The 23,513-nt window shown below is 39.4% G+C and carries 17 protein-coding genes and 1 tRNA gene; 6 read left to right on the forward strand and 12 right to left on the reverse strand.

The window, feature by feature from the left end:
* The first annotated feature begins 30 nt into the window (after positions 1–30).
* Positions 31–114, forward strand: a tRNA-Leu gene (locus tag RCZ04_RS10120).
* 349 nt (positions 115–463) lie between these two features.
* On the opposite strand, the gene RCZ04_RS10125 is transcribed toward RCZ04_RS10120, so the two are convergent.
* The 4 genes from RCZ04_RS10125 to RCZ04_RS10140 form a co-directional block, all read right to left on the reverse strand.
* Entirely contained in the window at positions 464–1,219 is a 756-nt protein-coding gene (locus RCZ04_RS10125; RefSeq protein WP_460485919.1) for a tetratricopeptide repeat protein, read from the reverse strand.
* A 16-nt stretch (positions 1,220–1,235) separates the two neighbouring features.
* On the reverse strand, positions 1,236–2,990 hold the full coding sequence (locus RCZ04_RS10130; protein WP_460485920.1) for a BatD family protein: 1,755 nt from the start codon (positions 2,988–2,990) through the stop codon (positions 1,236–1,238).
* 19 nt (positions 2,991–3,009) lie between these two features.
* Positions 3,010–3,930 (reverse strand): tetratricopeptide repeat protein, encoded by a 921-nt coding sequence (locus RCZ04_RS10135; protein WP_460485921.1) that lies wholly within the window; start codon positions 3,928–3,930, stop codon positions 3,010–3,012.
* Positions 3,931–4,013: 83 nt separating this feature from the next.
* Complete coding sequence (locus RCZ04_RS10140; RefSeq protein WP_460485922.1) at positions 4,014–5,057, reverse strand: vWA domain-containing protein; 1,044 nt, start codon at positions 5,055–5,057, stop codon at positions 4,014–4,016.
* Between the two features lie 967 nt (positions 5,058–6,024).
* On the opposite strand from RCZ04_RS10140, the gene RCZ04_RS10145 reads away from it, so the two are divergent.
* The 4 genes from RCZ04_RS10145 to RCZ04_RS10160 are packed head-to-tail and all read left to right on the forward strand — an operon-like array spanning position 6,025 to position 11,762.
* Positions 6,025–6,276, forward strand: a complete 252-nt coding sequence (locus RCZ04_RS10145; RefSeq protein WP_002671135.1) for a type B 50S ribosomal protein L31 — start codon at positions 6,025–6,027, stop codon at positions 6,274–6,276.
* 42 nt (positions 6,277–6,318) lie between these two features.
* Entirely contained in the window at positions 6,319–9,867 is a 3,549-nt protein-coding gene (locus RCZ04_RS10150) for an AAA family ATPase (protein ID WP_460485923.1), read from the forward strand.
* A 9-nt stretch (positions 9,868–9,876) separates the two neighbouring features.
* Positions 9,877–10,974 (forward strand): Nif3-like dinuclear metal center hexameric protein, encoded by a 1,098-nt coding sequence (locus RCZ04_RS10155; protein WP_460485924.1) that lies wholly within the window; start codon positions 9,877–9,879, stop codon positions 10,972–10,974.
* A gap of 2 nt (positions 10,975–10,976) precedes the next feature.
* Entirely contained in the window at positions 10,977–11,762 is a 786-nt protein-coding gene (locus RCZ04_RS10160) for a zinc ribbon domain-containing protein (protein WP_460485925.1), read from the forward strand.
* Between the two features lie 53 nt (positions 11,763–11,815).
* Here RCZ04_RS10160 and proS read toward each other — a convergent pair whose 3' ends face one another.
* The 7 genes from proS to RCZ04_RS10195 all read right to left on the reverse strand — a co-directional run bounded on the left by proS (position 11,816) and on the right by RCZ04_RS10195 (position 21,568).
* Positions 11,816–13,294, reverse strand: coding sequence for a proline--tRNA ligase (proS, locus tag RCZ04_RS10165; RefSeq protein WP_460485926.1), 1,479 nt, complete (start codon positions 13,292–13,294; stop codon positions 11,816–11,818).
* Between the two features lie 7 nt (positions 13,295–13,301).
* Positions 13,302–14,960: a S41 family peptidase gene (locus RCZ04_RS10170; protein ID WP_460485927.1), complete on the reverse strand. Its 1,659-nt coding sequence runs from the start codon at positions 14,958–14,960 to the stop codon at positions 13,302–13,304.
* A 9-nt stretch (positions 14,961–14,969) separates the two neighbouring features.
* Entirely contained in the window at positions 14,970–16,997 is a 2,028-nt protein-coding gene (locus RCZ04_RS10175) for a protein-disulfide reductase DsbD family protein (RefSeq protein WP_460485928.1), read from the reverse strand.
* A 116-nt stretch (positions 16,998–17,113) separates the two neighbouring features.
* Positions 17,114–18,325: an RsmB/NOP family class I SAM-dependent RNA methyltransferase gene (locus tag RCZ04_RS10180; protein WP_460485929.1), complete on the reverse strand. Its 1,212-nt coding sequence runs from the start codon at positions 18,323–18,325 to the stop codon at positions 17,114–17,116.
* Positions 18,326–18,391: 66 nt separating this feature from the next.
* The gene (locus RCZ04_RS10185) at positions 18,392–20,002 is read right to left on the reverse strand and encodes an OmpP1/FadL family transporter (RefSeq protein ID WP_460485930.1); all 1,611 of its coding nucleotides are present in this window, start codon (positions 20,000–20,002) and stop codon (positions 18,392–18,394) included.
* Between the two features lie 14 nt (positions 20,003–20,016).
* Positions 20,017–21,069 (reverse strand): hypothetical protein, encoded by a 1,053-nt coding sequence (locus tag RCZ04_RS10190; protein ID WP_460485931.1) that lies wholly within the window; start codon positions 21,067–21,069, stop codon positions 20,017–20,019.
* A 160-nt stretch (positions 21,070–21,229) separates the two neighbouring features.
* The gene (locus RCZ04_RS10195) at positions 21,230–21,568 is read right to left on the reverse strand and encodes a DUF4286 family protein (RefSeq protein ID WP_460485932.1); all 339 of its coding nucleotides are present in this window, start codon (positions 21,566–21,568) and stop codon (positions 21,230–21,232) included.
* A gap of 73 nt (positions 21,569–21,641) precedes the next feature.
* Between RCZ04_RS10195 and RCZ04_RS10200 the strand changes: the two genes are divergently transcribed.
* Positions 21,642–21,899: a hypothetical protein gene (locus RCZ04_RS10200; RefSeq protein WP_460485933.1), complete on the forward strand. Its 258-nt coding sequence runs from the start codon at positions 21,642–21,644 to the stop codon at positions 21,897–21,899.
* Positions 21,900–22,287: 388 nt separating this feature from the next.
* Here the strand turns inward: RCZ04_RS10200 and RCZ04_RS10205 are convergent, their stop codons facing one another.
* Positions 22,288–23,508, reverse strand: a complete 1,221-nt coding sequence (locus RCZ04_RS10205; RefSeq protein WP_460485934.1) for an MFS transporter — start codon at positions 23,506–23,508, stop codon at positions 22,288–22,290.
* Positions 23,509–23,513 lie beyond the last annotated feature (5 nt).

A 23,513-nucleotide genomic window follows, 5' to 3' on the forward strand; every position in this document is an offset into this window, starting at 1 on the left:
TCGAGCCCCAGCCAGGTCACAATCACGTAAGCCTACGTGGAGAAATTGGTAGACTTGCCATCTTGAGGGGGTGGTGCTCGTTAGGGCGTGCTGGTTCGAATCCAGTCGTAGGCACAAAAGAAAGACTACTTTAGTAATAAAGTAGTCTTTTTTATTTGTCTTAGTTCAATATAACAAGCCTTCAATCCTACTATTACCCCTATAAAACCTTTAATCACCTTTCGTATTATAGCTGTTTAGTTTCGCATAATCCCATCATTTCTTGAAGTATATGCTTAGTGTAAACTATTATAAATGAAGCGTATATATACCCTTTCTATAACAATCGTCCAAGATTCGTATAAGGTTCGTATAAGCTTTGTATAAGCTAATCATAAGATTCCTTCAAACAAAAAAGCACCTTTTTTAGGTGCTAATAATTTCTTTTTCTTTCTTTAGAAAAGTCACAAATCTCTTATCATAATTATAGTACTTTTAAAGTACTTTCTTTAGTCCAACCTATCTTCCCATTAGCCAAACGAATTTTTATCCAATCATTGTTCTTTTCTATAATTTCTACTTTAGTACCTTCGTGAAGCTGTACTACTTCACTGCTATAAGAATTAGCCTCAGAAAATACCCGTACCGTTTTATCGAATAAAATAGCATACTTCTCTCCTTCAATTTGCTTCTTATGAAAATCAGCAATAAAATAAGTGCCTACGGCTACCGCTACTGACATAAACATCAAAGTGAAAAAGAGTCGTTTGAGAGCGGTTTGTTCTAAAAAATAGTAACAAAAAAAGCTCAATACAAATACCATTATTCCTATTATAGAGAGTATTGCCCACGTTTGTAAACTAAACAAACCTGTAATAGCATCAGAAAGCTGGCGCAACCACGTTTTGGGTAACGGAACAATAGCGTCTATTTTCATTTGGTTTGCTAATAATAATCCGTTTTTAGCCTCTTGGTTGTTGGGGTTTAGTTGAAGCGCTTTCTCGTAATAATAAATGCTCTCAGGAACGTGATTCAGTTTGTAATAAGTATTCGCTAAATTGTAGTACAAAGCCGTCGATTCTTTACCAGACTTCAAAATTAATTTATATTGGTCAATTGCATTTTGGTACTCTCCTTGATTGTAGTATTGAGCAGCTTTCTCAAAAAGACTGATGTTATCTTCTTGTGAAAAGACCAATAAAGGCAAAAGGAAGAGATATATAAAAATATTGTTTTTCATTTTTATTAGCTATTACTTATTTTTTTACTTGTTTATCTAAAGCAGAAATTACTTGTACTGCTTCGCTAAAATCTTTTTCCATAGAAGCATCAGTGTGATGCTGAGAGTAGCGTGCCATTTCACAATTAGCAAGCAATGCCATAAACTGAGCTACCGTAACCTCAGTAGCTTTTCGGCTGAGCAATAATTCAGTGATTTTATCTTTGCTCATTTCAGTAGTTTCAATTTTCAGTTTAGCTTTTAAGTAGTTGTGCAAAGCGCGTTCTAACGCTTCGTAGAACGTACCTTTATCACCTAATTTACGCTTGGCTTCTCCCAAATATTTCTTCGCTAATCTATTGGCAACTCTCACTTTATTACCTTCTATATCGCCAGCTCTTTGCATTTTGATATGCCACCAGATAAGTACAATAGGAATCAAAAGCAACGGCAAGAACAACCATAGATAATAACTTGTTGAGCCAAAGAATACTGGTTGGTGTATTGATTGAAGGTCAGCGTTCATTTGTAATCCAGCTAATGATTTAGGAGAAGTGCTATTCTCATTGCTATCAGAGGCTGTTGCATTATCAGGTGTAGGACCTTCGGTTACGTCTATCCAAATGTCTTCGGTCTTTACAGTCACATATTTTTGAGTATTAGGATTAAAATATGAGAAAGAAAGTCCTGAAATAGGATATTTCCCTTTGTATTCAGGAACCATAGTATAGGTTTGCTCTAAGCGTCCTTTCATTCCGTTAAGTGAAGTATTGATATCCTCTTTTTGTTCAGGAGCATACACTTCTAACGACGATGGAAAAGTAGGTTTAGGCAAGTCAAACAGTTTGAAGTTACCATTACCTGATACCTCTATTTTCAGTTGAGTACTTTCATTAGCTTTCAGTGTTTGTTTGGTAGCATTTACAGCAAAAGAGAAATCGCCAACAGCTCCTGAGAAGTTTTCGGGTTTACCTTCTTCAGGTAAAGGCTTTATATTTAAAACACGACTGCCAGAACTTACCTTACGTGAGACTTCTTCATAGAAAGGACGCCCAAAGAAGTCTCGTTGTCCTGTAGGAGCATTGATAATAGCTTCTACAGATAGAGGTTCAAGAGTGATAGCACCTGTTTTTTGAGGGTAAAGCACTATTCTTTTCACTACAATACAACGATAGGAACGACCTTGATAGGTACAATTTTCTACTTCATAGTTTTGTAATCGTATATCTTGACTCCAGAAGTTAGGGTATTTAGGTACTTCTAACAAACGCAAGTTGCTAAGTGATATTTCTGGACCTACGTAAAGTCGATATACCACACTTACAGCTTCATTAAGGTAAGGGTTAGGTTTTGATATTTCGGCGAGCAAGAATAGGTTTTCACGTGCAATATCATTAGTATTTCTATCCATTGAGGGAGTTTTTACCGCCTCAGTAACAGTGATAGCTATAGGGTTTGTTTTATAGGTTCTACCGTCAATTTCTATGCTTGCTTGCCCTATGGTAAATTTACCTTTGGCAGTAGGTTGGAGGATGTAAATATAAGTTTTGGAGAAACTACTTACTCCATTAACCCACGATCTTGATACCGATTGCGAAGGTCCCATCACTATGGTAAAACCGTGAAAGTTAGGTGGAGTGAAGTTATCGCCGTCTCTATTCATAGAGAACTCTATGCGTAAGCGTTCATTAGCACCTAATTGATTTTTACTCACTTCGGCTTTGAACTCTACTTGCTGTGCGTAGAGACTTTGTATTAAGAAAGTTATAAAGAATATGAGTTTAGATTTCATTTTACCTTTTACCTAATTGTTACCAATCTTTTTCAGTTTTAGCACGCTGACCTTTTACCTTTTGAGCGTTGATTTTCTCTTGGGTTTTACGTTCTTCGTTGTTCATAGCTTCTAAGATACGCTCCATTTGTTGAGGTGAAAGAGAAGACGGGCGTTGCTCACCTTGTCCTTGTCCGCTTTGGTTCTTATTCTGCTGATTATTTTGGTTAGGGTCTTTTTGGTCATTGCTCTTATCTTTGTTTTTATCCTGTTTATTGCCTTGATCTTTATTATCTTTATTGTCTTGGTTATTCTGGTTATTCTGGTTGTTCTGATTATTCTGGTTGTTCTGATTTTGTTGGTTATTTTGGTTTTGCTGATTATTTTTATCTTTATTATCTTTGTTGTCTTTGTTGTCTTTGTTGTCTTTGTTGTCTTTGTTGTCTTTGTTGTCTTTGTTGTCTTTGTTGTCTTTGTTGTTTTGTGGTGGAGGTGGGTTTTGTTTAAGCATTTCTTTGGCTACTGCTAAGTTATAACGCGTTTCTTCGTCTTTAGGATTATGACGCAAAGCTTCTTTATAAGTGAGCACTGCCTTTTCGTACTCTTTGTTCTTCATAAAGGCATTGCCTAAGTTGTGAAAAGCCTTGTGTTTTTCTTCTTCGGTTATTTTATCGGAGGTTGAGGCGTTTTTAAGTCGGGAGAAAGCCTCGTCATAGCTCTTTTGTTGGTAGTACATCGTACCGAGATTATACTGTGCGGTAGCGTTGTTTTTATCTTCGGCTATTGCCTTGCGGTAATCTACTTCGGCTTGCACGGGTTTATCGCCTTTGAGGGCGGTATTGCCTTCATAGGTGTATTTTTTAGAATTAGCTATAGCTTTCTGTGCCTCTTTATCGGCTTTGGTTTGTGCCAAAGTTGAGAGGGATAGTAACGATAATGTTATGTATAGAATGCTTTTCATAATAGAATATATCTCTTTGAAAACCTCCCCCTAGCCCCCTCCTAAGGGGGAACTAGCGATGGTCATCACACACGGATTTTTTATTATTTGCCTTTTTCTTTTTCGTTGAATAGATTCAATTTCTTTACCCATTGAGTTTTGCGCTCAAAGATAGCAAGGTCTAAGATGAGCAAGAGCAAAGCTCCCGCTAAAAACCACTGAAATTGGTCTTTGAAGTCTACGAACTTTTGGGTATCGAACTGACTTTTTTCTGTTCCGTCTAATATCTTATTAATTTGACTTACTGCCTTTTGAGTATTATCACCATTGAGGTATTCACCTCCTGCATTAGCGGCTATCTGTTGCAAGAGTTCGCGGTTGAGTTTGGTAATCACTACCTCGCCATTACGGTCGCGTTTATACGCTTGTCCGCCCCCTTCTTTGATAGGGATAGGAGCGCCTTTTTCAGTGCCGATACCTATGGTGTAGATATGTACTCCTTTTTCTTGTGCTTCGGTAGCGATTTCAGTAGCACCCATTTCGTGGTCTTCGCCATCAGTGAGGATGAAGAGCAAGCGTGCGGTGGGTGTATTTTCATCGAAATAGCTACTTGCCATACGTATTGCTTCCTGAATGGCAGTTCCTTGAGAGGAGAGCATATCGGTGTTCATACCTTGCAGGAACATCTTAGCGGCAGAATGGTCGGTAGTGAGAGCGAGCTGTGGATAAGCGCTAGCGGCATAAGCCACGATACCTACGCGGTCGCCTTTTAGCTGACTGATGGTCTCGAAAGCGATGCGTTTTGCTTTTTCTAAACGGTTAGGAGCTACGTCTTCGGCAAGCATACTTTTAGAGACATCAATGGCAAAGACGATATCTACCCCTTCGCGTTTTACGGTTTCAATTTTTGTGCCTATCTTGGGGTTAGCCAAAGCGATACTTAGTAGCACCAATACTACCGCTAAGACGCTCCATTTCACCCATAGTTTGAATCGCGAACGGTTAGGTGCTAAACGCCTGAGGGTAGGGGAGGAGGCAAATTGTTTTTGCCTACGACGTTTGCGAATCATCGAAAGGGCAAAAATGATGAATAGCGGAATGAGTACTGCTATAAGCCAAAGGTATATTTTTTCGTCGATATGAATCATAATTAGTTAAGAGTTGTGAGAGTTTTTAACTTTTAATCCACTGCTAATAATCAAATACTGCGCCAAACGGTGCAAAGATACAAATAATTTATCAAATTGCTAATTTAATGAGAGTTTGATAGAAGGCGTTAGTATTTAACATTAGGCAGTTTGTTGCTTATTTAAGTCTCGCACGGATTTCACGGAATAGAGTACAAAAAGTTATAAAATAAAGTCAATAATGCCAATAATACTGATAATGCCAATAATACTGATAATGAACTTTGCTAAAGTGTATACTGCTAAAAGTGACATATTAGCGATTTCGAAAAGGAGCGGAGAATTTCGGAAGGGGGTTTTTAGGTAAAAGATAAAAGGTAAAAGGAAAAATGGGTATGGTTAGCTTATACAAAGCTTATAGGATGCTTATACGAATCTTGGACGATTGTTATACAAAGGGTGTATAAGTGATTGATTAATACTATAATACAATAATGCCAATAATGCCGAAAACAGGGTTTCGAGACGAAAGAAAAAGGTCGTAGCACGACGGGCAAGGAACGAATAACGAGAGGCGAGTGACGAATGACGAAGGCAACCTCCCCCTAATACACATACTCTACGCCAGCTCGCTGACTACCCTCAGAGAGGGGGAACTGTAGTGACCGAAAGGTGAAGATAAGATGAGGATAAGTGGGAGTTTTCAACTTTGCCAAAGTTTCAAACTTTGGCAAAGTTCACACGGCAACCTCCCTCTATTCACTTACTTTGCTATCGCTGGCTATCTTCAAAGTGGGAGATGAGAAGCAAAAGCGGTAATTGAGAGTTTGATGAATTTTAGGTGATTGTTGAACAAAGGCTATTGGAGGGTTTAATAATCAGTGGATTGTGTTTTTAGTTTTTATATTTTTATTATTTAGTTTGCCAATTCAAAAAATAGTTGTACCTTTGCGCCCTGAAAAAATTACGTAATAAAATTAGCATTGCAATGAAAAAAGAAATTCACCCAGAATCTTACCGTTTGGTGGCTTTCAAAGATATGTCGAACGACGATATCTTCATCACAAAGTCTACCGTAGAGACAAAAGAGACTATTGAAGTAGAAGGGGTTGAGTATCCATTAGTAAAGTTGGAGATTTCTCGCACGTCACACCCTTACTACACCGGTAAATCTAAACTTATCGACACAGCCGGACGTATTGATAAGTTTAAAAACAAATACGCTAAGTTCCAAAAATAACATAGCAACTTTTAAAAACCTCCTCACGGAGGTTTTTTTCTTATGAAAATACTTTCGGTCTCTCTTCATAATATTGCCTCTATAGAAGGTCCCTTTACACTCAATCTGGAAGCTGAACCCCTTAAATCGGTGGGGTTATTTGCTATTACAGGAGCTACGGGGGCTGGTAAATCTACGATTTTAGATGCTATTTGCCTTGCGCTTTACAACGATACGCCTCGGTTAGCTACCACTCAGAGTAATGTGTCAATCACAGATAGCGGAGTGGATGTAAAGGCTAACAATGTGAAGAACCTTTTGCGCAAAGGGGCGGTTTCGGGCTATGCCAAAGTGGTATTTAGGGCGGTAGATGGCAAGACCTATGAAGCTGAATGGCAGGTGAGCCGAGCCTATAACAGACTTTCGGGGGCTATCCAAAATGAAAAGATACAACTTACTTGCCTCACTGATAAACAGGTGTTTTCAGAAAATCGCAAGACTTTAGTACTTGAAAAAATAAAGGAATGCGTAGGGTTGACCTTTGACGAGTTTACCAAATCGGTGATTTTAGCACAGGGAGACTTCACGTCGTTCTTAAAAGCGAACGATGATAAGCGCTCGGATATTTTGGAGAAACTGACGGGAACCGAGATTTACACGCGTATTTCAAAGCAGGTATACGAACTTAACAAGCAACATAAAAACGAACTCCAACTCTTAGAAAAACAGCTCGAAAACATTGTTTTTTTAACTGAAGAGGAACGCACTGCGCTAACAGAGCAACTGACAGCCGATGAGGAGAGGTTGAAAACCTTACAAGCATCGCTTACTTCTTTAAAAGAACAACAGCAGTGGTTTGACAATCAGAAGTTTTTTACAAAGCAATGGGAGGAAGCAAAGGCTAATAAAAAAAGTGCAGAAGAGGAAAAGGAATCACAGGCAGAGCGTTTTGCTGAGCTTGCTATCATAGAGCAATTGCAAGCCGTGAAAGGGGATATCCTCACCCAGCAAAGAGAGAAAGAGGTATTAGTGAGTGCGGAGCGACGTTTTAAAGAAGCTACTACTGAAAAAGAACAGCTTACTGCTGATAAGGCAAGAGTATCTGACGAAAAAATAACTGCCGAAAGTGATTTGGCTACAGCCAAAGAGGCTTACGAGTCTGCCAAACCTGCCATTGCTAAAGCAAAGGAATTGGATGTGCGACTTACTGAACAACAAAGAGCATTATCGCTACGAGAACAGCAACACGATGCTAAGCGAAAGAGTTTACAGGCTAAAGAGGCAGAGCTTGGAGAAGTAACTGAGCATATTCAAAAAGGGGAAGGTTATCTTCAAACAGAAGAGCAGTGGCTTAGCGCTCACCCTGATGAAGCGCAATTGTACCGCAATGCTTTGTGGCTGAGCCAACTTGCAATGGAACAGCAACAGCTGAATGAAAGACTGAGTGAGAATACTCAAGCAAGGCAACGCCTTAGCTTGCAACTTAGTGAGCTGAGAGCGCAACACCCTGTAGAAGCGCTTCCTTCAACGGATATGGAGGCTCTTGCCAAACGACAAAAGGAACTTATGTTGGCTTTACAAGTCTATCAATCGGATAGAGAAGTGGCAAAGCGAATGATGCAATATGAGGGACAGAAAGCTAAAGGAGAAGGGCTCTTGCAGGAGATGCAAAATGTGCAAAGCCAAACAGAGAAAACAATAGCTGAGTTGCAAACAAACAAGGAGGTAGCTCAAATAGCGTGTGATACCGCTGAGCGCATTTACCAAAAGGCACAAATAGAAAATACTAAAGATGTAGCTTTCTTGCGTGAACATTTGGTGGAAGGGGAAGCTTGTCCTGTGTGTGGGTCGGTGCACCACCCTAATGCCCACAAGGCTGTGGTGGAACACCTCATCGATACAGTACAGCAGGAGTTCCTGGTGGCTAAAGCGCAGTTAGAAACCATTACTAAAGACTTTATCACTAAAGAAGCGGAGGGCAAAGAGCTGAAAAAACGCATTGAGAGTCAGCAGTTGCAAAACATAGAATACGCTGATTTATGGAGACAAGAGAGCGAACGCCTCTCGCAGTCAGTATATTATTCAAGCTATCCTTCAGCAAAAATAGAGGAATATATCACGGATAAGATAGCGGAAACAGAACATCTTTTAACGGAAGCAGAAAGTTTTTTTGAAGTGGTTAAACAACTCAATTCGCTTACTGAAGAACAGAATGTACTTACTAAAGATGCTGAGAATGAAGAACAGCAACGCCAAAAGCACACTCAGCAATTACAGAATTTGCAACTTTCGGACGCTTGGCTTAGACTTTGGCAAACAGATATAGTGCAGTTCCAAATTGACCTAAACAAGGCTACCAGCGATTATCAGGAGCATTCGGTTCGGGTAGAGAAATACAAAAAGCGCTTAGCCGAACTTAGCCAAGAGCGCGCTGAGCTCACTTCATCTGCACAAGCACTTGAGCAAGACTTCACTGAACTAAATGAGAGTATCGCAAAAGAACAAGAGCAATGGCAAACATTGAGAGCAGAACGCGAGGGATTGTTGGAGGGCAAGCAAGCTGAAAAGGAGGAAACAGCTTTTGAAGAGCAAATAAGTGAATTGACGGTTCACTTAGAGCTGAGCCAACAACAGTACAATGCAATCTTGTTGCAGATTGCTACTAATGAAAAGGTTTTAGAGAGTTTAGTGGTGCAACAGCAACAATCGCAAACGCATATAACAGAAGCTACTCACAAGATAGAAGAATGGCTGAAGGGATATGAACCTGCTCAAATAGAAACTATAAGAGAAAAAATGCAGGAGTGGGCAAATCGTTCGCACGAGTGGTTACAAACAGAACGCCAAGCACTACAATTGCTGAACGAGCGTATTGCTCAGTACCACACTATTGCGAATGAAAAACAACAAGCGCTTGAAACCCTTAAAGCCAAACGACCGCTTGAACTTACCGAAGATGATACGCTTCAGCAATTAGGGGTAGCAACAGCAGAAGAAGAGGCGTTGCGCAATAGAGTAGTAACTCAAAAAAGCAGACTCTTAGCAGATGAACAACAGCGCACTATGGCAGCAGAATTACACAAGGCTAAAGAAGAAAAGGAAAAACTCGCTCATCGCTGGAGCTCACTCAACGACTTGATAGGAAGTAGTACGGGCAATGCGTTTCGCAAATACGCTCAGGAATATACTTTGGATATGCTCTTGCAATATGCCAATGTACAGATGTGCTACCTCAATAGACGCTACACTCTGCAACGCATTCCCAATTCACTTAGTTTGCAGGTGATAGACAACGATATGGGAGCTGAGGTGCGCTCGGTATACTCACTTTCAGGAGGAGAATCGTTTTTGGTGTCCTTGGCTTTAGCTTTAGCACTTTCGTCGCTTTCGTCTACCAAAATGAATGTAGAGACACTTTTCATAGACGAAGGTTTTGGTTCTTTAGACTCTGAGACACTTTCAGTAGCCTTAGATGCGTTAGAGAGTTTGCAAAATCAAGGGAAGAAAGTGGGAGTTATCTCTCACGTGCAGGAGATGGTAGAGCGTATTGCTGTGAAAGTAGTGGTACAGAAGGAAGGTAATGGAAAGAGTAAGATAGTAGTAAATTCTTAAAAATAAATTATGCAAATAAAAGATGTCATTAATGCATTAGAAACTCTCGCACCGCTTCATTATGCTGAGAGTTTTGATAATGTAGGCTTATTGGTGGGCGATAATAATGCTGAAGTAACAGGGGTACTTATCACCTTAGATACCTTAGAGGCTGTGGTAGAAGAAGCTATTGAAAAGAAATGTAATCTTATTGTTAGTTTCCACCCGATTATCTTCAGTGGACTTAAATCGCTTACAGGGAAGACTTATGTGGAACGAGTAGTGATGAAAGCAATACAACACCAAATAGCTATTTATAGTATGCATACGGCATTAGACAATCAGCTGTTAGGAGTGAATGCCTCTATTGCTGACCGCTTAGGGTTGCACAATCGCGCCATACTTATTCCACAGCGTAATGTTATCAGAAAGCTCATTACGTATGTTCCAAAAGCTAATGCTGAAAAGCTACGTAAAGCGCTCTTCGAAGCAGGAGCGGGAAATATAGGCAATTATGCAGAATGCAGTTTTAACCTTGAAGGAAAAGGCACTTATAGGGGGAATGAATCTTCGCACCCAACAATTGGAGAACCCAATGTATTTCACACAGAAGATGAAACACAAATAGGAGTTATTTTCCCTAAGCATTTGCAAGCTCCAATCCTAAAAGCACTTCACCAAAATCATCCTTATGAAGAAGTGGCTTATGAGATATATACCCTAGAAAATGAGCACCAACATATAGGAATGGGTATGATAGGGGAACTTGAACCCTCAATGAATGAAGCTGATTTTCTTGTTTATTTAAAAGAAAAGATGGAGGTAAGCTGTATTAGATATTCAGCATTTAGGGGCAAAGAAGTGAAAAGAGTAGCTGTATTGGGGGGAAGTGGTGCTTTTGCAATTGAAAATGCTAAGCGAGCAGGAGCAGATGTATTTGTGAGTGCAGATTTTAAATACCACGATTTTTTCAAGGCTGAGGGGCAAATATTATTAGCAGATATAGGTCATTTTGAAAGTGAACAATACATAAAATTTATTTTATTTGATTATCTTTCAAAAAAAATTCCTACTTTTGCCCTCTCAATATCAAATGTAGATACAAATCCTATCAAATATTATTCATAGATATGGCACAAAAAGTGGATATAACCGTAGAAGAAAAGTTAAGAGCACTGTATGATTTACAGCTCATTGACTCTAAGATTGATGAGTTACAGAACACTCGTGGTGAGCTTCCTTTGGAAGTATCAGACCTTGAAGATGAGGTAGAGGGTTTAAAAAAGCGCCACGTAAAGTTTAAAGAAGAATTAGACGAATTGCAAGCAGGAATTGCAGAGAAGAAGGCAAAAATTGAAGAGGCAAAAGCTCTTATCAAGAAGTATACTACTCAGCAAAAGAATGTACGCAACAATCGTGAGTATACTTCTCTTTCTAAAGAAATAGAATTTCAAGAGTTAGAAGTGCAGTTGGCTGAAAAACGCATTAAAGAAGGTAAGGCACAAGTAGACCAAAAGAAAGAGGCTATCAAGCAAGTAGATGAACGTAAAGCCCAACGTGATGCTCATCTTAAACATAAAAAAGCTGAGCTTGATTCTGTTTTGGCAGAAACAGAGAAAGAGGAGGAATTTTTAAGAGAAAAGGCAGAAGAATATGCTGGTAAAATTGAAGAGCGTTTACTGAAAGCTTATCAACGCATTCGCAGTAGTGTGATGAATCGTTTGGCAGTAGTACCAATCCAACGAGGAGCTTCAGGAGGTTCGTTCTTCACTATTCCACCACAAGTGCAAGTAGAAATTGCTTCTCGTAGAAAGATTATTACTGATGAGCACAGCGGTAGAATTTTAGTGGATGCGGCTTTGGCTGAAGAAGAAAGAGAAAAGATGGAAGCTCTGTTTAAGAGTTTTAAAGGATAGAAGGATGATAATTAAAAAAAGTTCAGTAAGAGATTACTGAACTTTTTTACTTTTTAATATGCTTTAGCAAATAGTACACGGCGTTTTGAAGGTTTGCCAGAGTACATACACACGCCTGCTTCTTCTTTAGCATCTAAAGGAATGCAACGAATGGTAGCTTTGGTTTCCTCTTTGATCAGTGCTTCGGTTTCAGGGGTACCATCCCAGTGGGCAGCGAAGAACCCCCCTTTGGTTTCAAGTAATTCCTTAAATTCGTCATAGCTATTGACCTCAGTAATGTGCGTATTACGATAGTTTAAAGCTTTTTTGAAGATATTAGCTTGGATATCTTTCAAAAGGTGCTGGATATGAACTATAATTTGGTTGCCTGCTACGGTTTCTTTGGTAAGCGTATCGCGGCGAGCTACTTCAAAGGTGTTATTCTCAATATCACGTTGCCCAACCGCTAAGCGCACGGGTACCCCTTTGAGTTCGTACTCGTGGAATTTGAAGCCAGGAGATTGGGTGTCGCGATCGTCGAATTTCACACTAATATCTTGCTTGCGAAGTTCGTCAAGCAAAGGCTGGATATGTGTACGGATTTTTTCCAATTGTTCTTCTCCTTTATAAATAGGTACGATTACCACTTGAATAGGAGCCAATTTAGGAGGTAATACGAGTCCGTTGTCATCGCTGTGGGTCATAATAAGAGCACCCATCAAGCGGGTAGAGACACCCCAAGAGCTCGCCCACACGTATTCTTGTTTGCCCTCTTTAGTAGCGTACTTCACTTCAAAAGCTTTAGCAAAATTTTGACCTAAGAAGTGAGAAGTCCCTGCTTGCAAGGCTTTACCGTCCTGCATCATCGCTTCGATACAGAAAGTCTCTACAGCCCCTGCAAAACGCTCACTTTCAGTTTTGAGACCTTTGATGACAGGTACCGCCATAAAGTTCTCCACAAAAGTAGCGTAAACATTCATCATTTTTTCAGCTTCTTCAAGCGCTTCGGCTTTGGTAGCGTGAGCGGTATGACCTTCTTGCCACAAGAATTCGGCTGTACGGAGGAACAATCGCGTGCGCATTTCCCAGCGTACCACATTTGCCCATTGGTTGATCAGAATAGGCAAATCGCGGTAAGACTGAATCCAGTTCTTATAAGTACTCCAGATAATCGCCTCGGAAGTAGGGCGTACGATGAGTTCTTCTTCCAATTTAGCGTCGGGGTCAACCATTAGTTTACCCTTTTGATTAGGATCGGTTTTGAGGCGGTAGTGAGTTACTACGGCACATTCTTTAGCAAAACCTTCGGCGTTTTGTTCTTCAGCTTCAAAGTAGCTTTTAGGAACGAATAGTGGGAAATAAGCATTGGTGTGTCCCGTTTCCTTGAACATACGGTCAAGTTCGGCTTGCATTTTTTCCCAGATAGCATAGCCGTAAGGTTTGATAACCATACAGCCACGCACGCCTGAGTTTTCGGCTAAATCGGCTTTAACAACCAATTCGTTATACCATTTAGAATAATCTTCACTGCGTGATGTTAAATTCTTGCTCATATATTTTTTAAACTCTTTTTATAGATTTAGCACTTCTTCTTTTTACTGATTTTGTTCTACTTTCTGTACTTGTTTTAGATTGTTTATGTTTGTAGTAATACAAACAATTTTCAATATAAAAATCACCTTGATTACGGATAAGTCCTGATACATTGTCATTAAACCAAATTTCGGCTAAGTTGGCTTTTAAATATTTAGCTATATCATAACTGTTTCGTTTAAAATCAATATTGATTTTACGCTCTTTGAGAAATTTAGCAAAAGCGCTAAGCATTTCTTTTGATACTTTATATTCGTTTATAAAATACTTTTTTGAAGGCTTATAATTCTCTTTAGAATGACTATCTAAGTATTCAAACAAGAAGAAATTAGTAAGTCCTGAATTGAGTACTTCATTCACCATATAGGTTTCTGGCTTCATATCTACCGGCACATATACATCAGGATAAATACCTCCTCCACCATACACTACTTTTCCTTTAGGAGTCGTAAATTTTAATGAATCTGGGACAGTTGCATTATCTATTTGGAAACTTCTACGCTGATGTCTCAAATTATAGGGTTTTTGAATAGAACGCCCTGTAGGAGTATAATAGCGAGCAGTAGTAAGTCTTACAGCCGAACCATCGGGTAGAGGCATTTCGCTCTGTACTAATCCCTTGCCGAAAGTCCTACGTCCTACGATTATACCTCTATCATTATCTTGTAAAGCCCCTGCTACAATCTCACTGGCTGAGGCGCTATTTTCATTAACAAGTACAAATATTGGTTTGTTTTCAAATAATCCCCCAGCAGTAGAATAAGTCTCTTCTATTTCTTTGCGATTATTTTTAGTAAAAACAATCATCTTATCCTTTGCCAAAAACTCATCGGCTATCTGAATTCCTACATTCAGAAAACCACCAGAGTTATTGCGCAAATCTAAAATTAAACTGTTGATGCCTTCTTTTTCCAAAGCTTTAAGTGCCGTAGTAAACTCATCGGTAGTAGTTTCGGCAAAGCGATTCATACGGATATAGCCCAGTGTATCGTTCACTTTGTAAAAGCAATCAATACTCCTAATAGGGATGAACTTTCGCTCAATGTCTATCTTAAAAAGGCTGTCCTTACTTTTTCTATAAACAGTTAAGTCTACCTTTGACCCCATTTCGCCTTTGAGAATATTCTTAATTTTGTCAGTATTCAAGCGCTTTTTAAACAAAGTATCTTTCCCAGCCATCAAAATACGGTCGCCAAACCGAATCCCCTTATGCATTGCATCACTTCCTTCTATAGGCTTAATTACGGCAATGGTATCCTTGTACATATAAAAGCTAATTCCTACACCTACAAACTTACCGCTCATTGTTTCTGCCACTTCCTGAATATCACTTTTTGAGATATAGGTAGAGTGTGGGTCTAACTTGCGCAAAATACTGTTAATGGTAAGATCTACAATGCTGTCAGTATTTACTTTATCTACATAATCCTCTTCTATATAGTCAATAAGTCTGTTCAACTTCACTTTGTAAGGATTCTCGGGTATAGTATCTATATCAGTAATAGGCATAGGTACAGGAGGAGGTGGCTTGGGAATATAAAAATTCGCAAGCTGTCTTCCTAAAACGAGCCCCAAAGCTAGGCTTAAGCCTATAAATATAGGGAGTATGTAGTGTTTGTTTTTCATCAAATGATTTTATTTGCCAAAAGCCGTAATTCCCTGTTGCAACCATTGGTAAAACTCATCAGGATCGTCGGTATCAAGGGTATAGCCAATGGGTTGTACTAAGTTTTCTCCTTCGTGATTCATCAATACGTAAAAAGGTTGTGTATTGGCTTTGTATCGGAGGGTTTGGAACTCACTCCACTTTTGCCCGATAGTTTTTATCATTTTGCCCTCTCTAATTTTTGAAGAGTGTACTTCGCTTTCAGGCAATGGGCGTTTATCATCAACGTACAAGGAAATGAGCACTATCTCGTTTCTCAAGGCATCAAGCACTTGAGGGGCAGGCCACACATTTTGCTCCATCTTACGGCAGTTCACGCAAGACCAACCTGTAAAGTCTAACATCACAGGTTTGTTTACTTGTTTGGCATATGCTAATCCTTTTTCGTAATCATCAAAAGTAATGATGTTATGAGGTTTGAACAAGTGTGCCCCTTCAGGCAATGCCCCTTCGTCTATGCCAGCTGTACCTCCACCAGCGGTGTAACCTACGCCGTAAGGTGATTCACTATAGTGTTGTGGCGGTGGAAAAGCATTGATAAGTTTCAGCGGAGCACCCCATAAACCAGGTATCATATAAATTGTAAAGCTCAAAGTAAGTAAGCCTAACATCAATCGCCCCACCGAGATACGGTCGGTAACATCGTCGTGTGGCAAACGTATTTTGCCAAAGAGGTACAATGACAAAGCCCCAAATACGGCAATCCAAATAGCAATAAACACTTCACGCTCTATCCAGTGGTATTGTAATACCAAGTCGGCATTAGAAAGGAATTTGAATGCTAATGCTAATTCCAAGAAGCCTAATACCACTTTTACTGTGTTCATCCAACCGCCTGATTTAGGCAAAGAATGCAACCAACCGGGGAAAGCTGCAAACAAGGCAAAAGGCAAAGCTATTGCTAATGAGAAACCGAACATTCCTACAATAGGAGCGATTCCGCCTTCGGAAGCCGCTTGTACTAACAAAGTACCCACGATAGGACCTGTACACGAGAAAGACACTATCGCCAAAGCGAGAGCCATAAAGAAAATACCAATAAAGCCACTGCGATCGGCTTGGGCATCTACTTTGGTACTCCACGAACTGGGCAGGGTAATTTCAAACGCTCCTAAGAAAGAGACTGCAAATATCACCAATATCAGGAAGAATATGATGTTGAACCAGAAGTTGCTCGCCAAAGCATTCAAAGCATCAGCCCCAAAAGCAGCTGTAATAGCAGAGCCCAACAACACATAAATCACGATGATAGAAATACCATAGATGACTGCATTCTTAATGCCTTTCGCTTTATTTTTGCTCTGCTTAGTAAAGTAGCTCACCGTCATTGGGATCATTGGGAACACACAAGGAGTGAGCAAAGCCGCAAAACCAGAGAGGAACGATATAAAGAAGATCGTCCACAATCCTTGATGTGAAATAGGCGAGTTAGCAGAGACTTTTGTATTGTCAGTTGTTTCGCTTACCGTAGTTGCGGGAGCTGTAGTGTTATCACTATTAGGGTTGTTGCCAAAAGTGAATTGAGGGGTAGCCCCTTGAGCAGTAGGAGCTGAACCAGAGACGACAAACTCTAAATCAGCGGTGTCAGGGGGCAAGCAATTGCTATCGTCACAGCTCATAAACTCTACCTCCGCTTTGATAGAAGCAACGGCGTTCAGCACTTTCACGCGTTGTTTGAAGACTGCTTGATTGTGGAAATAAGCAATCTCCATATCAAACACTTTGTCGTGTTTTACAATAGGTTTGCTCTCTTCGGTTTTACCTATGAGCTGAAAGTCGGCTGTCTTGGCATAAGTAAAGGTCGTAGGGATAGGTCCTTTAGGGGGAATATTTTGAGCATAGAGTTTCCAACCTGCTTCAATAGAGGCGGTACTCACCAAATAATATTCAGAGTCGTTAATTTTTTCAACCGCTGTAGTCCATTTTACAGGGTTGTGTATCTGCGCATTTGCTATGGTTGCAAACGCTACGAATATCAGTGCTATTATTTTCTTCATTCGTTATTGAGTTTATGAGTGATGAGTTTTAGGGTGCAAAAGTACAACAAAATAATGATATGTACAATACTATCTGTACAACTTACACTTTGCCAAAGTTCCAAACTTTGGCAAAGTTAAAGCGAAAGTCGTGCCATATAGAAACCATCATACCCCGATTGATGAGCAAAAATTACTTCTTCAGCTTCTAAGCGGAAATCTTTTCCAGCTTCGGAAGCTAAAAAAGCTTCTACTTGTTTGTGGTTTTCACTTGGTAATATCGAACAAGTTGCGTATACAAGTTTGCCTCCTTTTTTCAGCAGTTTGCTGTACTGTTGCAAGATTTCTTGTTGAGTAGTCCGTATTTCATCCAAGAAATTAGGTTGCAATTTCCACTTGGCATCAGGGTTGCGACGTAATACACCCAAGCCACTACAAGGGGCATCAATAAGTATACGGTCGGCGGTACCTTGCATACGTTTCAATTGTTTAGGGTCGATGAGCTTGGTCTCCACATTGTGAACGCCATTGCGACGCGCACGGCGTTTCAATTCTTGTAGTTTTTGCTCGTAGATGTCCATCGCAATTACCTGACCTTTGTTTTGCATCAAGGTAGCAAGGTGTAGCGTTTTGCCTCCTGCTCCTGCACAAGTGTCAATCACACGTTTCACTTTGTTGTCTATCTGCAAAAAAGGCGCTACTTTTTGAGAAGACGCATCTTGCACTTCAAAAAGACCATTGGCAAAAGCTTGGGTTTTGAAGATATTACCACGTTCTACTAATTGCAAGGCATCGGGATAGTCGCGTAGAGGGTAAGTTTCTACCCCCTCTTGTCGCAAGAATTGTTGCAGGCGGTCTATAGAAGTTTTGAGGGTATTCACGCGCAAGACTACAGGAGCTAAACTATTGAGAGCGTGCAGTTCGTCTGTCCAGATCGTTTCGCCTAACTCAGCTACGCCCAATTTATCTAACCAATCGGGTACAGATTCGCGGAGTTTTCTTACCTTGGAGAGCTCATCGAACTTGCCTTTGATACGGCGTGCGGGTGTATCTTCAAAATAGTTGCCCCAATCGGGCAAGGCAATGCCTTTTAAAGTTGCCCACACGGCAAACATACGGCGTAGGTTGTGCACTGTAAAAGGTTCGTACACTTCGGCAATCTCGGCATAAAGGCGTTTCCAACGCACAATGTCGTAAATCGTTTCAGCGATAAAAGCGCGGTCGCGAGCGCCCCAACGTTTGTCTTTTTTCAGTTGTTTTTCTACGACTTTATCGGCGTATTGGTTGTCGTTGAAGATAAAGGCAAGTCCCTCTATCACAGCATCTACTAAATTTCTGTGTAATTTCATTATACTAAAAATGAGACGGCAATTTTTTATTACCGTCTCTTTTATCTTTTACCTTTTATGTCTTACCTAAAATAATTGTGCCGTAAAGGTAAACAAGAAGTTACCATAAGTTGATTTTATTTGAGCATTATCCGTAAGAATTGTTTCGTACATCTGGTATAGGTTTGTTTGCTTAGCAATGTCGTAAGAGGCATCTAAACGAATTCCTCCTAAGGTAACCCCTGCTCCAAACGAATACCCCGTAAGGTCACCTACGGTAGCTGTGGCTTTGCGGTACGGACTTTGTTCGTAACGATAACCTCCACGCAAACTTACAAAGTTTCTAGCAGTGTCTTCTCCTTTGAACATTTTAAATGGAATACGGAATTCACCTCCTATACGAAGGGTAGATGTATCACCCAAATCATTTTGGATAATAGTATTTTCACCTTCCATATTACTACTTCTGAACTTTAAATTGTTATAAGCTCTATAAGTATAATCTACACTTAGTATAGCTCTTTTCTTTATGATATAAGCTAAACTACCTGTCCACGCACTTGGAGTACGGAATTTGTATTCTTTTTCATACCAAATAGGGTCACCGTAACGATTTACAAGTTCTATGTCAGAATCAAATGTATTAGTAGCAATCCCCGTTGTAGCATATAATACTTGTCGGTTTTCTTCTTTTAATGTATACCAAGTAGGCGATTGATAGCTTACTCCCAAACGCAAATCATCAGTTAATTTGATGATACTACCTAATTGTAGAGAAAAACCATCTCCTGTAGTATTGATATACTGTTGATGATTAGCATATCGTAAAAAAGGGTTATTGCTTTGAAAATTATCATCTTTTGCACTATAAAGGGCTTTTTCATTAATGTTGTGTACGTTTAGGTTTAAGCCTAAGAAAATGAAATCGCCTATTTGCGAGGCAAGATTGAAATTGTATTTGTTTACATAACCGGAACGTTCTACTACATAAGTTTGCAAGCGTTCTAAGTTATTACCACTCAGCTCGTAACTCGTGTTGGTGGCAGTGTTATTTGTAGGAGTAATTAGATTAGCCATCAAACCTAAATAAGCCATTTGCGCAGCATAACCTTCTCTACGACCTAAGGTAGCATAATATTCGCCTATTTCTTCTTGCTGATTTGCCGGATTATAATTATATCCGTTTAGAAAAGTACCAAAAGCAAAAGGACTTCCACCATTACCCTGCGTAGCATAGTACGAAAAATAATTATCTAACCCTTTATTATCATAGGCAGAATAAGAAAACTTATCATTATCAAACGTTTTCGCTAATTGATAATTGAACCCAAAACTCACTTTCTTAAAAGTGTTAGAAGCATCTGGTAAGACAAACACAACTCCAAAGTGGTTCAAGTTAAAATCATTATTAGTCTTGCTGTTATTTCTGTCACGAAAACTTATCTCTCTTTTTTGGCTGTTATTATTTAGAGAGAACGAAATTTCTGAACTGCCAAAAACAGCACTCCCAGCAGGGTTGATATTAAAAGCAGAGGGGTCACCACCTAATGCTCCGAAAGCACCACTCATTCCTTTAAAACGAGCTGTCCCTGTGAGTTCCTCTGTACTATAGCGCAAAGCATCGGTATAGTTTTGAGCCTTTGCTGTTATAGCTATCAATGAAACTCCTAAAAATAATATGTAATTAAATCTTTTCATTAGTCAATACTGTTTTATCTACGGTTAGAACTTCTGTAGCCTTGGTTAGAAGAACCACTATTGTAGCTTCCGCCACTGTTGTAGTTCCCTCCTGAATTGCTATTGCCATAGTTAGAACTTCTGCCCGAATAGTTAGAATTGTTAGACTCATAAGCTCTCCTTAACTCATATCCATTCCGAGCTCCGTTGTATTCATTACCACGACTTTGGTTTTGATAATTAGGTTGACTACCATTGCCATAGTTATTGCTACCTTGTGTTTGTGAACGATTGTAAGAACCGTTATTATAATTGCTATAACGATTAGGGTCTCCTCTCCGTCCGTCATCTCTTATGATAGCACGTCCTCTGCTTCTGCCATAGTAATCTCTACCATATGAACGATTGGGCTCATAATAGTAATCTCTTGGACGGTAATAGTCGTAATAATAACCATACCCATAGTATGGGTATCCGTAATATCCATAATAGCCGTAAGGATATCCGTAACCGTAGTAAGGATAGTAGCCTCCGTAGTAACCACCCCAATAAGGATCGTAATAATTACCCCAACCCCAGCCTAAGGAAATACTCCAGCCAGAGCGATTGCGGTAGTAAGGATAGTCGTAATAACCGTAGTAATTGTAAGGATACCAAGCTCCGTAACCCCAATAATTATTCCAACCGTAATAAGGATTCATCCAGCCGTTGTTATATACATTCACGTTCACACGCGAAGGATTACTGCCCCAACCACCATAAGAAGAGTTACCTGAGGTATAGGCGTTAGAGCGGTAGCTATTCACATCGGTGAAATGCGTGAAACTACTGTCCGGTTTTTGTTGATATTGTTGCGCTTTCTCGCCAAAATAATCTCTATACTTATTAGGGCTATAGCGGTTTTCAGGAGGATAGTCATAACGTTCAGGATAGCTTTCTCTCTCCACGTATCTTACCCTTTCGGGTACAGGGTCATTATAGATACCATCAGCATAGTAATAACCTACGCACGAGGTAAGTGTTAATGAGGCTACCGCACCAAGAGTGAGGTATCTCATCGTTTTCCTAAGGTTAAAATTCTTTTTCATCGTCATTCTTTTTAGTCGTTAGTAATATGAATTAGGAGTTGAAAAATAATGATGCTTGATTTACAGTACATTGTCGCTTTTTCGTCACATCTCCCCCTTTGGAGGGGGTGGGGGGAGGTTTCAATAAATTAATCCAACCCTTGATTCGCATATTTAGTAATTATAAATCAATTTTTATGCCAAATTCTATTCGTCCCTCGTCATTCGTCATTTCCTTTAGTTGTGTTCCCCAAAAGAGTACTTTTTCGCCGAAAGTTTCGGCAGATAGCTCTAAGAGTTTGGGAACTATATGCTCTATAAAATCCAATAACTGCACAGGTGAAGCGGTTTCGTGATGGATAGCATAGTGTTTTTCGGGTGAGTCCAACACTTTAAAAACGCGTATTTTCTCTATAGTCTCAGTTGTGCTAATAGTAGGTAAATAAACACTTTGCAACCATTCTTGCCACTGAGGAAAAACCTCATCGCTTATCACCGCTGTTAAATTATATACATACATACCCATTTATTTTTTGCAAAGATAATAAATAATTTGTAACTTTGCAACCGAATTATAAATAAATTAAAAACGTATGGCAAGTATTCGCAATTTAAAAAAGGACATCAACTATGTGTTGGGTGATATCATCGATGCCGTGTATTTCACCGGCAAGATGCAAACTGAAGGAGGTAAGGCTCTTGTAGCCGAAATTCTCAACGATTTTGATACACTTATCGATAAAGTAGCTGATAAATCAGTAGAAAACAGAGGTGCTCACCTCAAACAAGTGAGAAGAGAATTTGAGCAAAAAGCAGCAATTCTTATCGAAAAACTCAACGCATTAGCGTAAGTAGAAAAAATAGGTTAAATACAAAAAAAGTGAATGATGAAGAGTTAAAGAAAAACAATTGAGAATTAAGATACGTTTTCCTTCGATTTTTGCCTATCTACCTCCGTTTGACTTTCTTTTTGTTATTCACTTTTAACTATTGATTATTAACCACTTATATACCCTTTGTATATCTATCGTCCAACATTCGTATAAGCTTCCTATAAGCTTTGTATAAGCTAAGCATATGCTACCCCTAAGCAAAAAGTATCTTTTTGTTGTCTGTATTTTTTGTTTACTTTTCTTTTACAGAGTTTGTTTTTCGTTAAAATGAAGTGTATTCATAGGCTATCTCTAATTCTAATTTCTAATTTCTAATTTCTAATTCCCAATTCCTAATTCCTAATTCCTACCCCCTAACTCCTTTCCTTGATAAATCTGGTAAAAAGTAGGCAATAAGTCCCATTAAGGGTAAGAAAGAGCAAAGTTTATAAACAAGCTCAATGTTCGTCATATCTATCAATTTTCCTAAAATAGCCGAAGCTAAGGCGCCCATACCAAAAGCAAAACCATAGAAAAATCCAGAAATCATTCCTATTTTATGGGGTAATAACTCTTGTGAATACACCAAAATAGACGCAAAAGCCGATGAGATAATGAATCCTATTAGCACGATGAGCACTGCCGTAGTGGTTGCATCGGCGTAAGGCAACCAAAGTGCAAAGGGGGCTGCCCCTAAAATAGAAAACCAAATAATAAATTTTCTTCCTACTTTATCACCTAAAAATCCTCCAATAAGCGACCCCGCAGCTACTGCTCCTAAAAAGTAGAACAGATACATTTGTGCCTCGGCATTGCTAAATCCAAACTTTTTAATGGTATAGAACTGAAAGTAATTGTTGATAGCTGCTGTATAGAAGTTTTTAGAAAAGACCAATAACATCAATATAATCATTGAGTTGCGTATCTGTGCCCGACTCAAATTGGGCATTATCACGGGTTTCTTAGGTCTCTTCTTGAGCAGTTTTAGCAGTATACTACGCCATTTGCCTACAATCAGTAATATGAGCATAGCAAAAATTGTAAACGCTATGAACCATATTATATTTTCTTGATGGCTCTCCTCTACTATTTCCCCACCAATTTCTTTTTTACTGAATACTATTAATATGACCAATAGAGGGGCTAAGGCAGTACCTAAATTACCCCCTAATTGAAAAATTGCCTGTCCAAACGAACGCCTTTCCGCTGATGCTAAAAAGGCTACTCTAGACGATTCAGGGTGAAATACCGATGAGCCAATCCCTATGAATATTACTGAAAACAGTATTGCTATATAGCTATTGGCTATTGATAAACTGATAACTCCTATAGTGGTAAATGCCATTCCCAATACTTGTGAGTAAGGTTTGGGGTGCTTATCGGTATAATTGCCTACCAAAGGTTGTAATATGGAAGCTGCAAGCTGATAAAAAAGTGTAATCAACCCTACTTCTGCCATTGTTAAGGCATATTTTTGCTGTAAAGTAGGGTAAATTGACGGAAGTAAGCCTTGGATAATATCATTCAGCCCGTGCGCTAAAGCTATAAGTAGTAAAATGCGATATTGTGGCTTGTTTTCTTGATTCATTATGG

The sequence above is a fragment of the Capnocytophaga sp. HP1101 genome, from assembly GCF_054772415.1.